The sequence below is a fragment of the Fulvivirga kasyanovii genome (genome assembly GCF_009711405.1).
In the GTDB taxonomy this organism is placed as follows: domain Bacteria; phylum Bacteroidota; class Bacteroidia; order Cytophagales; family Cyclobacteriaceae; genus Fulvivirga; species Fulvivirga kasyanovii.
In genome coordinates, this window is the sequence record NZ_SMLW01000645.1 from 1 (window position 1) to 14,256 (window position 14,256).

10 protein-coding genes are annotated in these 14,256 nt (G+C 45.2%); 3 read left to right on the forward strand and 7 right to left on the reverse strand.

Annotated elements, in window-relative coordinates; all coding sequences use genetic code 11:
- Positions 1-145: 145 nt before the first annotated feature.
- From E1163_RS23130 to E1163_RS23140, 3 genes are all read left to right on the forward strand, one after another.
- Positions 146-403, forward strand: coding sequence for a hypothetical protein (locus tag E1163_RS23130; RefSeq protein WP_155174849.1), 258 nt, complete (start codon positions 146-148; stop codon positions 401-403).
- Between the two features lie 23 nt (positions 404-426).
- Positions 427-714 (forward strand): type II toxin-antitoxin system RelE/ParE family toxin, encoded by a 288-nt coding sequence (locus E1163_RS23135; protein WP_343033933.1) that lies wholly within the window; start codon positions 427-429, stop codon positions 712-714.
- Positions 715-1,166: 452 nt separating this feature from the next.
- Positions 1,167-2,099, forward strand: coding sequence for an isoaspartyl peptidase/L-asparaginase family protein (locus E1163_RS23140; RefSeq protein WP_155174851.1), 933 nt, complete (start codon positions 1,167-1,169; stop codon positions 2,097-2,099).
- 10 nt (positions 2,100-2,109) lie between these two features.
- On the opposite strand, the gene E1163_RS23145 is transcribed toward E1163_RS23140, so the two are convergent.
- The 7 genes from E1163_RS23145 to E1163_RS23175 form a co-directional block, all read right to left on the reverse strand.
- Entirely contained in the window at positions 2,110-3,495 is a 1,386-nt protein-coding gene (locus E1163_RS23145; RefSeq protein WP_155174852.1) for a YfcC family protein, read from the reverse strand.
- Between the two features lie 120 nt (positions 3,496-3,615).
- Entirely contained in the window at positions 3,616-4,482 is an 867-nt protein-coding gene (locus E1163_RS23150; RefSeq protein WP_155174853.1) for a cyanophycinase, read from the reverse strand.
- An 82-nt stretch (positions 4,483-4,564) separates the two neighbouring features.
- The gene (locus E1163_RS23155; protein ID WP_155174854.1) at positions 4,565-5,683 is read right to left on the reverse strand and encodes a PKD domain-containing protein; all 1,119 of its coding nucleotides are present in this window, start codon (positions 5,681-5,683) and stop codon (positions 4,565-4,567) included.
- A gap of 9 nt (positions 5,684-5,692) precedes the next feature.
- On the reverse strand, positions 5,693-7,063 hold the full coding sequence (locus tag E1163_RS23160; RefSeq protein ID WP_155174855.1) for a PKD domain-containing protein: 1,371 nt from the start codon (positions 7,061-7,063) through the stop codon (positions 5,693-5,695).
- A 5-nt stretch (positions 7,064-7,068) separates the two neighbouring features.
- Complete coding sequence (locus E1163_RS23165) at positions 7,069-8,421, reverse strand: RagB/SusD family nutrient uptake outer membrane protein (RefSeq protein ID WP_185156185.1); 1,353 nt, start codon at positions 8,419-8,421, stop codon at positions 7,069-7,071.
- Positions 8,422-8,439: 18 nt separating this feature from the next.
- Positions 8,440-11,463, reverse strand: coding sequence for a SusC/RagA family TonB-linked outer membrane protein (locus tag E1163_RS23170; RefSeq protein WP_155174857.1), 3,024 nt, complete (start codon positions 11,461-11,463; stop codon positions 8,440-8,442).
- Positions 11,464-11,794: 331 nt separating this feature from the next.
- Positions 11,795-14,056, reverse strand: a complete 2,262-nt coding sequence (locus E1163_RS23175; protein ID WP_155174858.1) for a T9SS type A sorting domain-containing protein — start codon at positions 14,054-14,056, stop codon at positions 11,795-11,797.
- Between the last annotated feature and the right edge of the window lie 200 nt (positions 14,057-14,256).

Genomic DNA, 14,256 nt, shown 5'->3' on the forward strand with positions numbered 1-14,256 from the left:
AGTTATTTAACTATTTTCAAGGTGACCCTAACTAAAAATCCTTTGCAGAAAAGTGGCGAATTGGAGAATGCACTGTGACAATGCGGCGGTTTTGTGAAACTAAAAAAGAGAATAAAAATGTTATCTTTGAAATAAAGGGCAAACTATGGCAACCATATCAGATATAAAATCAACTCTCCATAAATATATTGTGGAGACAGAGGACATAGAGGTTTTAAACCATGTAAAAGCTTATTTTAAATCACTGTTAAAAGATAAAGGGAAGATCATAGGTTATACTTCAGATGGTCGTCCTCTTACTATTGATGTTTACAAAAGCGATATTGATGAAGCCCGTAATCAGATAAAAGAGGGGAAATCTATTAGTCAGGAGGATTTAGAAAAAGAGTCGAAAAATTGGTAGCTAAGAAGCGATTAAAAAAGGTAGTGTGGTCGTTGAAAGCCAGTGAATCTTTAGAACAAATTTATAAGCACATCAGGGAAGAATCCTCTACAGCAGCTGAGAAAGTAAGATCTGAAATATTCAAGACCACAAAATCATTACCTTCCCACCCATACAGATACCAGCCAGATGAGTATTACCCTGAAAATGAAGGAAACATCAGAAGGTTTTTTCGCTGGAGCTATAGAATAATTTATGAAGTGAACGATGATAGCATAGATATTATTAACATTGTTCATACAAGCGAGCATCCCGATAAATTAGGAGAATAACGTATCGCACTCCTGACGTCTCGTGGCAGCCTGGGTTAATGTTTTTGATCGTACATTAAACCTCTCAAACCTTCCACATAAAAATATACCTTCACTTCGCTTTTACTTCAACTTAATCCTTGCAAGAATTGGAAAAAAATGATATTATTGATGTGATGCAACACTTTGGCCATAGCTACCATTATTCCCTTTCTGTCCTTAAATGCAAGTTTATCGGACTGCTGGCCAATCCCCTTAATTTACTAAACCTGCAACCCATTTTTGACTGTTAGTGGGACATACACTTTAAGAGCCTTTACTAAACCAGTTTAAAAATTATTGTAAAATGAGCATATATGTTTTGGCATAATTTGGCTGATTATCCGATTGGATAATTATGGCTGCTAAGGCATAAAACCTGCTTGCCTGTGCGAAGCTATTTTGCAGGGGAGCAGCTAAAATAAAACTATAAAATGAATAACAATTTTGTATTAGCAATACATGGAGGGGCGGGTACTATCCTAAAATCAAAGATGACTCCTGAAAAGGAAAATGCATATAAACAGGTGCTTGAAAATGCGCTGACAACAGGCTATGGAATACTGGAGAAGGGTGGAGCCAGTCTTGATGCGGTGGAGGCCGCAGTTATATTACTGGAAAACAGTGAATTGTTTAATGCAGGAAAGGGATCAGTATTCACCGCTGAGGGCACTCACGAAATGGAGGCCTCCATCATGTGTGGTAAAACACTCAATGCGGGTGCTGTTGCCGGTGTAAAGAAGATCAAGAACCCGGTGATATTAAGCAGGAAGGTTTTGGAGCAGCAGGACTATGTGTACCTTGCCGGAGAAGGAGCACATCTTTTCGCCAGAGAATCAGGGGTGGAGTGTGTGGACGAGGACTATTTCTATTCGGAGCAGCGTTATGAACAGTGGCAGGCTGTTAAAAACTCATCAAAAGTGATGCTTGACCACAGCGATGACCGGAAGTTCGGGACTGTTGGCGCTGTGGCATTGGATTTACATGGTAATCTGGCCGCTGCTACTTCCACCGGTGGGCTTACCAATAAAAAATACGGCAGGGTAGGCGACAGTTCGGTAATCGGGGCCGGCGTTTATGCCAACAATGATACCTGCGCAATTTCATGTACCGGGTACGGGGAATTTTTCCTGAGAGGGGTTGTAGCATATGATATTTCGTGCCTGATGGAGTACAAAGGCCTCTCACTACAGGCGGCTGCCGAGAAGGTGATCATGGAGAAGCAGGTAAGCCTTGGCGGGGAAGGAGGAGTGATCGGAGTTGACAAGACAGGAAATCACTGTCTGGTGTTCAACTCCGAAGGAATGTATCGAGGCGTTGTTGGAGCTGGGAATCAGGTGCCTGCCGTTTCCATATACCGTAATTAGAAAACCATGGCTACCCCCAGTTGAAAAATATGACGGGGGGTAGCAGTACCAGCATGGCCAGGATAAAGAACAGGATCATCAGGGGCAAAGCCCACTTAAACCACTTTTGATAAGGAATATTGGCAATGGTAAGCACACCCATAGTTACCCCACTCGTGGGTATGATCAGGTTTGACAGTCCGTCGCCCAGTTGAAAGGCCAATACAGCCGTCTGGCGTGATATGCCTAAAATATCGCTCAGAGGCGACATGATGGGCATGGTCAATGCTGCCTGGCCACTGCCTGAGGGCAGGAAGAAATTCAGGAAGCTTTGCATATAAAACATGAGCTGTACGGATACTGTACGCGGGTAATCTTCAACAGCCGAGGAAAGGTAAAACAGGATGGTGTCTATGATCTTTCCCTCCGAGGCAACGATGAGTATACCTTTTGCAATCGCTATTACAAAAGTTACTTTGATCATATCTGCTGCCCCACTTACAAAAGCATCGACCGTATCATTTACCGGCATGCGATAAACCAGCGCCGAGACTATGCCGAGCACAAAGAACAGCCCTGATATTTCATTGATATACCAGTCCCACTGGTTTACGCCTACGATCAGCAATACCAGCCCAAGCAGAAAGATGGCAACCACTATTTTGTGCCTTGTGGTGAAACTACCGGTCATGTTGTGCCCCTCTTTGTATTTAGACTTTTTGTCCAATTCATACATTGGGCTGGCCTCTGGCTTTTTCTCGATCTTTCGCGCGTAGACCATAAGAAATATTATAGCCGCAAGGGTGAAAACAGTCCAGACTACCAGGCGATATTCCCAACCGCTAAATGGAGCCAGCTCTGCGATGCCCTGGGCTATGCCCACGGTAAACGGATTGAGAAAAGCGCCAGCGAAACCCGCACCGGCACCAATGAAAGGAATACTGACTCCCACAATGGAATCATAGCCAAGGGCAAATGAAAGTGGTAGTGTGATAAGAATAAAAACAAGCACTTCTTCACTCATACCAAAGGTGGCCCCGGCAAGTGAAAACAGCATCATCAGTACCGGGATTACAAACTTTTTACTTTTTGGCCTTTTCCGGCTGAGCCTTACTACCGATTGAAGCCCTGCCTCAATAGCGCCTGTCTTGTTGATGATCCCAAACGAACCTGCTACAAAGAAAATAAAAACGATGATCTGGGCTGACGAAATAAAGCCCTGAATAGGGGCAAGGATAAATTCAAAAAAGCCTGCGGGGTTACTCTCGGTCTGATGGTAGCTGCCGGGTGTTACCAGTTCCCTGCCGTTGACCACCTGCCGGTCAAATTCCCCGGCGGGAATGAGATAGGTAAGGATGGTAAACACCAGCAAGATAAGCAGAAGTAGTATGAGCGTGTCCGGTAATTTTGTTTTCATGGGGCGTTTTTTTAGTATTGAGATTTTAGAATTGAGTATTGGGACGTACGATCTCCATATCGCTTTTTATTAAATTAAATAACGAGGATAAATTTAGTGATTATTAATTTTAAAAGGGACTTACCGGTTTAGTGAGAACCTGGAGCCGGGTAGCAGTATATCAACCTGTATGCTTTCTGCCCCCAGGAGCGTACCTGCCTGCTTTTTTGATTGTTCAGGATTGCTGAAAACGATAACCTGAGAGTCGCCTACCACTTCGGCAGAGTCCCCTTTTACAATTATGGCCGTTGATTCATCTATGCCTATGCCCAGCAGGTCGGCGTGTTCAATTACAGCGCTGAATAACCTGTTATGGCGGCTCCTTTTTACAAAATGCTGGTCTACAATGGCAGTTTCCAGAAGACCAAGTCCCTGTTTGAGTTCAATGTTATCAGATTCGATGTTCCTGAATGTAGCCTCATATTCCGGATGGCGCAATTCATTGCCTGTAATCATTTTTTTACTCATCACTGCAGCCCCTGCACTGGTGCCTGCGATTACGCTACCCTGTCTGTAAGCTTCTTTAATGGCGGACTCAATGGGAGTGTTCCCGACTATGTCCATAAACTTATTCTGGTCACCGCCGGCAATGTAGATCATGGATGCATGAGTGATCGAGTCCTGTTGAGCTTCCGTAATGGTGTCACCTTTATTGAAGTTCATGCCAACCACATTTTCAAGACCAAGAGTTGAGAACTGGATTTTGGCATAGTAAACTGCAGAGTCTGGTTCGGCGCTTGACATAGGCAGTATGATGCCATACCCGTTTTTGTCGATGCCTGAAATACCTACGAGTTTTCTGATCATCGATTCCGGTCGTTTTCCGCCGCCAATAATAAAAAGTTGTCCTTTGTTCGTGTTTGCAGCCTTATCAGCAGCCACTTTTTCGACAGGTTGATTGCAGGTGCAAAGGAGGAGAAGGATAGATAAGAAGTAAAGCTTTTGCATAATTTACAATTTAAGAAAAAATGAGGCTGTCTTTACACGAAAGACAAGCCTCAGATTTGAACGTACTAATATGAGGAACAAATTAGTTCGGTATAAAGAAAATGCCCCTTGGATCACTGAAATCAGAGCTTAGCGTTACCTTGTTTGCTCCGTTAAGATCAGCCATGTAGACATTTCCTGATTCTATTTCTGTCCAGTAGATTTTACCATTTTCGTTGTCAATGGCAATACCATAAGCCCGGTCAGTGGTTTCTGTAATGGTCTGGACTCCCGACCCGTCAAGGTTGGCACTCATGATGGTGCTGTTGTCCGCATTGTCAAAATATATTCTTTCATTTTGTTCATCTATTGCCAGTCCGTAACCATAGCCACCGGTGGCATAATCAATAATTCTGGTTACACCACTGCCATCTACATTCCCTTTCCAGACTGCTTCGGCCCCTACGTCCACACAAGTGATGTAGAGGTTGCCATCGTATATATCCAGACCCACTGGTAATTTCCCAAGCCCGCTGCCTGCATTGTCGTATAAGATTTCCTTACTTTTATCGGTAAGGTCAACGGCATATACGGCATCGCCACCGCGATCTGCTACATAGGCCATATTGTTGTCGATGTCCAAAGCAATATCCCGGGGCGAGGTAAAGCCGCTGACTACTTCTTCTATTTCCGATCCGTCCAGGTTGGCGCGCATGAGGGCACCATTGTCGCTATCCGTATAGTAGATCTTTTCATTTGTGGCATCGTACTCCATGCCAATCCCTGATCCGGCTATGCTGAACGAGCTGCCGTTTACCTCACTGATGGTCAGATCAATAGCGTCAATCACAAACAACCTGACCGTTAGTGCGTCCGGGTCTTTTATCGTTACTGTTTTTTCAATGAAATCAACATCATCCACTGTGGTGGCGGTGAGTGTGACTTTGTAACTTCCCGGAGCGCTGTAAATGTGTGCCGGGTCTTTTTCTGTGGAGGACGAGCCATCGCCAAAGTTCCAGGCATAGCTGGCAGTTACGCCTTCTGCCACCCTCGTCTGGTTGGTGAAGGTTACTGTTGCAGGGGCAAATCCTTCATTATCCACGCTAAAGTCGAAATCCACATCTACCGTTGATGCCTGGGGTACGGGAAATTCATCGTCTTTACAAGCAATAGCCACCAGTACTAAGGTGAATGCAAATATTATCTTATATAGATTTTTCATAGTCTTCAATTAGTTAGATTTTCTCAGGATCAGGCCTCTCACATCCGCCGCTACATCTTTTAAAATGACTTCATCAGTACCATCGAGATTGGCTACTCTGACTACCCCGTCAGTGCCTGACCAGTAAACCTTATTAAATTCGTTGTCTACAGCAATGCCATAGGTTTGATCAGTGGTGGTGCCAATTTCCGTGATGTTTGACCCATCCAGGTTGGCGCGTAACAGGTTGCCGCCGTCATAATCATCGAAATAGATGGTTTGGTTGGCCATGTCTACTTGTATGGCGTATCCATATCCCCCGCTGGAGTAATCAATGATGCGTGAGAGCCCGGAACCATCAACATTGCCCGTCCAGACGGATTCCGCGTCTATTTCCACGGCTGTCATAAACAGATCGCCCTGATACAGGTCAAGGCCTACGGGTAGTTGGAAAGTGGCATCATCAGCCATACTGTAAACTGAGGTTTTATTGCCATTGGTTACATCTACTTCAGTGATCTGGTCAATGCCACGTTCTACTACAAACACCCGGTTGTTGGCCAAATCCAGCGCTATGTCCCTCGGGTCGCTTAGGTTATCGGTGATCATCACTTCATTAGTGCCTTCCAGGTTGTTTTTATACAACACCTTGTTGTCATCATCCGTGTAGTAGATCTCCTGGTTGTCCGGGTCAAACGCGAGGCCGATGCAGAAGCCCGGAAGGTCAAATACATCAATCACTGTTGACGGATCTTTTAAAGCTATTTTCCGGATTTTCAGAGCACTGTTGTCTATGAAATACAGCTCATCATTGTTAGGCTTGATCGTAATGCTCTTTTCCAAAGTACCTGACCCGCCGGTGCCTGTAGCAGTGAGCGAAACCGTGTAGGTACCGGGCGTATTGTAAGTGAAAGCCGGGTTTTCCTCGGTACTTGTAGAGTTATCAGCATCGCCAAAATTCCACATATAAGATAATCCGTTCATCGTTTCATTGACAAAGCTCACCGGAAGACCGGCTTTCAAATTGCCTTCACCGGCTATAGAAAAGGCAACATCCGGGATCAGTCCTTCAATGGTGATGGTTTGAGTGATCACATCCCTCTGGCCATTGGCATTAGCCTCCAGGGTTACCTTATACTCACCAGGCTCGGTATACTGGTGTGTTACATTTTTACCAACTTTAACCTGTCCGTCACCAAATGACCAGGTGAAGGACTTACCGTTGATCGAAGTGTTGACAAACGCCACCTCTTCAAATTGCTTTAGCTGACTGTCGGCAGATATTTCGAAGCCTGCCGTAGGCCTTGGGCCATTTTCTTCATCCTCAGCGCAGTTAGACAATATAAATGCAGTTGAAAATATTGCCAGAAAGAGGAAGTATTTCCTTATTAGATTTTCCATAATTGTTACTGTTGATTATAACCAGGGTTTTGTACTAATGTGCCGTCGGTGATATTCATCTCCCTTCTTGGGATGGGGAATATCCTGCGGAACGACTCCAGGCCACGAGTATCTTCCATGAGTCCATAGCGAACCATGTCAAACCAGTAATGGCCTTCGAAGGCAAACTCTGCCCTTCTTTCTTCCAGCAATATGTCCAGAAGTTCGGCTTCATCACTGATATTGTTGATGTTAGAGAGGCCTGCACGGTTTCTGATCTCGTTCAGGTCTGGCAGGGCATCATTGGGTGTTCCGTTTCTGCCCAAAGCTTCGGCACGGATCAGGTACATTTCCGAAAGTCTGAGGACGATGGTGTTATGTCCATTGTCAGTCTGGGAGTTTCCATATTTGGTGCAAATGAATATTTCATCATTATTTTCCGATTGGGCAAACAAGGCGCCCCTTTCATTTTCGCCACGACCGTCCAGGAAAGTAATAAGCCCTTCACTAACCGAAACCTCTGGTGGGGTGATGTACATTTCTATGGCCCACACATTCGGGTCGTCAAGCTGAATGAAGTTGAGCTCAAAAATTGATTCTGCTGATTCTTCAATTTCATAGATCTCATTATAGTTTTCAGGCAGCTCATATTTGGAATTGGTGATCACGGCAGAAGCGAGGTTGGCAGCTTCAGTGAATTCTTCCTGGTACAAATGTACCCTGGCTTTCAGTGTCTGAGCTGCGGCCTTAGATACTTTAAAGTTGTTATTGCCATCTCCAAGCAGGTCTATGGCTTTGGTCAGGTCACTTTCAATTTGCTCATACGATTTGGCAACGGTACTTCTGGACGTCTCCGAAGGCTCCAGCGATTGGGTAAGTTTGAGCGGGATGCCAAACTCAGATCCAGTGTCGTAGAACTCGCCATATTGACGGAGCAGGTCAAAGAATGACAATGCACGCATGAAGTAAGCTGTACCCAGCATCTCATTTTTTTCGCCTTCTGATAAGGCGGCAAGCTCGGGTACCTGAGTGATAATGGCATTGGCACCATTGATTACATCATAGAAGCCGATCCAGTTGTCCTCTACATGGAAGTTGGATACAGGTACTTTGCCAGAGGCCAATTCCTGCCAAAAGGCCTGGAAAGCAGTGGCTTTGGCATTTCCAGCCACCATTTCCGTGGCCATGATAAACCGACCGCCATACAGGTCGCCATCCTGCAATATGCTGTAAAGACCGTTGGTGGCCGCTATGGCTGATTGCCGGTCTACAATAGCATCTTCGGTGGAAATAAGTCCTTCCGGCTCCTGGTCTAACACATTGCATGAAGCGAATGCCATGAATGATAGTATGAATAGGTATTTATATATAGTTTTCATGTTTCTCATTTTTAGATTTTAAAAGCCTATGTTGATACCGAAGCTGTAGGTGCGTGCCTGGCCCAGTGTACCAAAGTCCTCGCCCTGCAAACTGTTGAGCTCTTCTGTGCCACTGGTATTTGTGGAAACCTCAGGGTCAAAGCCGAGATAGTCAGTCCAAGTGATCAGGTTTCTGCCTTGGGCATACACCTGCACTGAGGATAATCCCCATTTTTCGATCAATGATGAAGGAATGTTGTATGCCAGCTTCACATTTTTCAGACGTACAAAGTCACCGTCCTCCAGGTATTGGGTGCTGAACCTTTGCCATTGTGCATCAGCATCTCCCGGGCCAGCCAGCGAAGGTCTGGGGATGTCGGTAATGTCGCCCGGCTGCTTCCAGTAGTCCAGGGAATTTTTGCTCTGGTTGCCGTAAGGGATGCCACTTTGAAGGGAACCGTAGTTTTCATAAGCATGGCGGCTTTGGTTGTAGATCTTATTGCCTCCGCTAAACTGAAAGAAAACATCCAGTGATAAGCCTTTATACCTGAATGTATTGCTGAATCCGCCAAAGTAATTGGGTATACCCGAGCCAACCGGCTGCCTGTCGTCCAGGTTGATGATACCGTCGCTGTTGATGTCCTCAAATACAGCATCACCCGTGAATGGATCAACCCCTAAAAATTTGATGAGATATAGCTGGCTTAGCGCTTCCCCTTCAAGGATCACAAAGTTTCTGCTTACTATCTGCCCATCGTTCAGCACATCCACCACTTCGTTTTCTATATGTGAAAAGTTAATGTTGGTACTCCACTCGAAGTCCTGTTTTCTTAGCACTGTAGCATTGAGGGACACTTCAAAGCCTCTGTTTTCAATTTCCCCGAAGTTTGACTGCGTGGTTTTAAAACCCGTAGTGCCGGGCACATCTTTTTCCAGCAGCAGGTCAGTGGTATTCTTGGTGAAATAGTCCGCAGTTAAGCTGACACGGTCTTTGAAAAGGCCAACATCAACACCAATGTTGAGCTGGGTGGTTTTTTCCCATGACAGATCAGGGTTTTCAAGTATGGCAGGGGCAGTGCCTCCTGAACCATTGTAGGCTGCACCAAGGGAATAGGCACCTCGCCAGGTGAAGTTACCGATACCGGCATTACCAATGGTTCCGTAGCTTGCCCTAAGCTTCAGGTTGCTTAAAACAGGGGAGGAGGAAAGGAAAGATTCTTCCGAAATCACCCAGCCAACAGACCCGGAAGGAAAGGTGCCATATCTCGTGTTGGTACCGAACCTTGAAGAGCCATCAGACCTCACCGTGAAATTGGCCAGGTATTTACCTTTAAAGGAATAGTTGACCCTGCCCAGGTAAGACAGAAAGCCGAACGAAGATGAATTTGAAGACCCCGTAGAGTTTGCTGCCGTTGATATTTTGATCACATCATTGGAAGGGAAACCCGTACCGGTAATGGTTGAGAAATCCTGCCTGGACTCTTGCATCGTGAAGCCTGCGAGGAAGTTGAACTGGTGGTCATCATTCAGTTGCAGATTGTAGGTCAGAGTGTTTTCATTGAGCCAGGCAAGTTCTTCATAGGTGCCGTAGATGCCATTCCCTACATCAGACTCTTTGCTTCCTGCCGGAATGAAGGATTCATCAGTCAGCGAATTATAGTCTACCGACCAGGTGGTTTTGAAACTCAGTTTGTCTGTGAAGTCGTAAGTGGCAAAAACGGAGGTAAGTGCCCGGCTGGTAGCTGATGTGTTGATGTATTGCTCTGCAATAAACAATGGGTTTTCCAATGCCCACCAGCCGTAGTGCTTAAACGGGTCGGTATAGCTTCCGTCATCCTGCGTCAGTGGTGCCGTAGGGTCCCAGGCCTGAGCGTTGATCACTACTCCATATTCGTCATTTTCATTGACAGTCCTTTGGTGGTTGGTGCGGCTTACCAGTATGCTGGTACCTAACCCGAGCTTGGAAGATGCCGAATGGTCGAGGTTGATGCGGCCACTGATCCTTTCAAAGTTTTGCCCGACCTGGATACCCTCCTGGTTGAAGTAGTTACCAGAGATATAAAATTTGGTATTGTCATTACCACCCTGTATGCTTACATCAGCATTGTGCGTTACGCCAGTTCTGAATATGTAATCATAGGCATTGTAGGTTGGTATGGATTCATCGTTGGGGTCTCCGAGAGAGCTGTTCCAGTAGTTTTCCCCCAACCCGTCAAACTCGGCGGCGGCATTCATGAATGAGATCCACTCCTGAGAAGTCATCAATTCAGGCGTATTACTTATTTCAGAGATACCGGTATAGTAGCCCACATTGAATTTGGTTTTCCCCGCTGTCCCTCTTTTGGAGGTGATGATGATTACACCATTGGCACCACGTGAGCCGTAAATGGCTGCCGCAGAAGCATCTTTCAATACGGAGATTGATTCTATATCATTTGGGTTGATATCGGCCAGAGGGTTGATCGGTTGAATGTTGGAGTTTAGGGCTGAGTTGTTTCCAGTCACGATAGGCACACCATCCACTACATAAAGTGGTTGGCTGCTGGCATTGATCGAGGTCACCCCTCTGATGTTAACATTGATGGCTGAACCCGGCGTGGCAGATGATGACGATACGTTCAGCCCGGCCGTTTTGCCCTGAATGGCACCATCAAAACTATAGCTGGCCGGTACGTTTTGTATTTCATCCGTATCAATGGTGGAAACAGCGCTGGTGATGTCTTTTTTCTTTTGGGTACCATAACCTACTATGACCACTTCCGACAGTTGCTTAATATCTGCGCTCATTTGCACATCTATCACACTTTTGCCATTAATACTTACTTCCTGGGTGTTCATCCCCACAAAAGAAAATACCAGCGTGGAAGCATCTGGCGGAACGCTTATGTTGTACGATCCGTCAATATCCGTAACCGTACCCTGCGTAGTGCCTTTCACCACTACGCTCACACCTGGCAGGGTTTCCCCCTCTTCCGAGGACACCTTGCCGGTGATTTTTGTCTGGGAGTAGGAGTACTGGAGTACGCCCAAACATATAAATGCAATGAGTATAATTCGTTTCATGTTGTATTATTGATTTACAGTGTTTCAGGGATGCATAGCAGGTATACGGATGCAGGTAAAGCAACCTATGACCTGCCAGGTCACAAGAAACAGTTTGAATAATGTAGTATGTGAATTAATGAATCAGGACGCCAGGCTTACCAGCATGGATCCTTAAAGTAGAAAAGAGGATTTTCTACTAACAGTCGAATATGGGCTGTAGATTTAAAAGGCCTAAAGTCTTGCCGGCTTGAGGAGGTATAGGCCTTAAAAATATTTTAGATATTGTGTCCATGAGAGTAGTATCTCGTTATTTAAAACTAAAATTATTTCGGGTTTAAGTCAAGTGTATTTACTCACTGAGCAAAATTATTTTTCTGTTTAAAATCTGTTTTCCGTTTAATATTTTCAAATGATATGTCCCTGGTTTTAAATGTCTTAGGTTGATGGTTGCGGTTTCTGAAGCGGAGACCGTTCCAACTATCTTTCCTTGTGCGTCACAGATAACGATCTCCGAGGTAAGGCCAGATGTAATTCCTTGAAGGGTTATATAGCCTCGTGCAGGGTTCGGAGAAAATTGAGGGCCATTTCCATCGGTTGGCTCCACGCCTGTTATGGCATTGACTTTGGCTATATTGGAGTAACAGGAGTAGGTATTACCTTTGAAAGCAGCTACCTTGTAATCATAGGCATTGCCTAACTCATAAAGGTCATCTGTAAACGCGACATCATTGGTTGTGCCGATCAGTGAGTATGATAACCCATCGGTACTCCTCTCTATATTGAACTCCACGCTGCCCTCATTTATATTCGACCAGGTCAGGAGTACTTCTCCGTTTGAAACGGCTGCTGTTAACTCAGCCGGAGCTTCCAGTTCGTAGTTAACCTCCGGAGTTTCCGAGTTTCCGGGAAAGCCAACTTTAACCGGAGAGTTTGATATAAGGCTGAACTTCATCTGGTCGAAACCGACAATATTTCTCACATTTCCGCTACTATTGACCTGTTGGCTGGCAACGGACCCATAGGTGCCGTTATTGGTCAGTAAAATCGAAGAATAAGGGCCGTGGCTATCTACATAATTCTGTCCGCCCTCCTGATAGAATTTTATAAAGCTTCTCTCGTTGAGGTAAAAGCCATACCTGAGCCGCTTTGTGACCATAGCATACTTTACAGAAGCGGCGTTATTTTCATAATAGTCAGCGCTGGAAGGGTCGTAAGTATCAGGCATAATAATCGAGGTTTTGAGTAATTCTAACCCATCATCATAAGCAAGTTCGCCATAGTATGCATTGAGCGGGTCTTCCTGATTATTGGTTACATGCACCGCCCCGGCCAGCTTGGCATCCTCACCCATAAAAGCAATTATGTTTTCATCTTTTGCTATGTGCTCAGAAAGTAGCTTGCCGGTTACGTCATTTTCCAGGAAATCAAACAGGACTTCAGGGTCATTGTCAACGAATAAAAAAGCGCTGCTACTTCTGATAGCATTTCTCTCGGTAACGTTTTGGCAGGTATCATTGCTTACTACTGGTTTTACCAGGGTTACCTCAAAATTGCTGTTGCTTTGCAGGTGAGAGGCATAATGCTGATAAAGAGAGGAATTGCCACTGCTTACAATGACAATGTCGGATGAAACGCCTGATAAGAAATCATTAAGAAGTGCCTCATTGTGACTGAGCGGAGCAGACCCTGAAAGGTACAAGGTGTAATTTCCATTTTCCTGGTTAATGGTAGGGGAGATGCCCATGATGTAGTCAGAGGTCATTTCCCGGGCGGTAAGGTCATAGCTCATGCCGTGGGTGAGGTATGTGGCATGTACCGAATCTGCAATAGGGCGTGCTGCGTCGGCCGAAAAGCTGTTGGTTGAGTAAATGCTCACGGCGCCGGTGCCATAGGCTGTTCCAATGTTCATTTCATTGATACAAAAGGCTGTTCTGTCATCCATACCGATTCCTGAAATCAAGGACCCTTCTGTTAAATACCAGTTCCCTATAAAAGCCAGTAGTCTGGGGAAACGTCCTCTTTCCGCAAAATGAGTGTCTGCTACATAGTCGTCTAGTATGCTTACAAAATCATTTTTAAGGGTGATGCCACCGTCATATATATTTTCGAGTACTTCATCGGGATACACGGTATTGTTTTCAGCAGTATACATTACTCCTGATAATATGGCCATCCCGGCTGATGTACCACTGATGACGCCGCCTTCATTATATTTATCGGTAATGGCTTCGGTTACTTTTGAGCCCTTATAAGTGGTGTAATAGTTCGACTGGTCGCCGCCTTTGAAAAACAGCACGTCGTAAGACATCAGTGCATCATAAGTAAGCGGGCTGTTGGCAGAGTCAGCGGTGTTGATCTCAAAATTGGCTGCTTCCGTTGCCCCAAGGCCGATGAAGTAATCGGGGAGCCAGGCCGGGTCGCCACCAAGTGAATAGGAGATGATGGCCACTTTTTTATTATCAGATTGATCTATGGCCCACTTGTAGGGAGTATTGCTCCAGCTCCAATCCGTGTTCAGTTCGGTTCCGCCACCTACGAGCATGATCTTGCCCTGAGCGTGGGAAATAACCGGAACCAATAAAAGTAACAGTACTAGTTTAAAGGACTTCATAAGTTAGACAAATAAGAAATTGATTTTAGATAAACGAGGCTAAAATCAGTTGTCTAACAATCAAAGATGGGTTGTAAATTAAGAAGGCTCAGCGACTTCGCAGAGGTAGATAAGTTCCGTGATATGGGAGCATTTATAGCCTTCATGATTTCAATAATAGTTATTATGTATCTTTTTTCCAAACCGTTACGGCAGATAAA

Excerpts from the sequence above, each read along its gene's own strand:
- E1163_RS23140 (WP_155174851.1), top strand. The coding sequence starts at position 1,167 with ATGAATAACAATTTTGTATTAGCAATACATGGAGGGGCGGGTACTATC.
- E1163_RS23165 (WP_185156185.1), bottom strand. The coding sequence starts at position 8,421 with ATGAAAACTATATATAAATACCTATTCATACTATCATTCATGGCATTC.
- E1163_RS23160 (WP_155174855.1), bottom strand. The coding sequence starts at position 7,063 with ATGGAAAATCTAATAAGGAAATACTTCCTCTTTCTGGCAATATTTTCA.
- E1163_RS23170 (WP_155174857.1), bottom strand. The coding sequence starts at position 11,463 with ATGAAACGAATTATACTCATTGCATTTATATGTTTGGGCGTACTCCAG.
- E1163_RS23155 (WP_155174854.1), bottom strand. The coding sequence starts at position 5,683 with ATGAAAAATCTATATAAGATAATATTTGCATTCACCTTAGTACTGGTG.
- E1163_RS23150 (WP_155174853.1), bottom strand. The coding sequence starts at position 4,482 with ATGCAAAAGCTTTACTTCTTATCTATCCTTCTCCTCCTTTGCACCTGC.
- E1163_RS23175 (WP_155174858.1), bottom strand. The coding sequence starts at position 14,056 with ATGAAGTCCTTTAAACTAGTACTGTTACTTTTATTGGTTCCGGTTATT.
- E1163_RS23145 (WP_155174852.1), bottom strand. The coding sequence starts at position 3,495 with ATGAAAACAAAATTACCGGACACGCTCATACTACTTCTGCTTATCTTG.
- E1163_RS23130 (WP_155174849.1), top strand. The coding sequence starts at position 146 with ATGGCAACCATATCAGATATAAAATCAACTCTCCATAAATATATTGTG.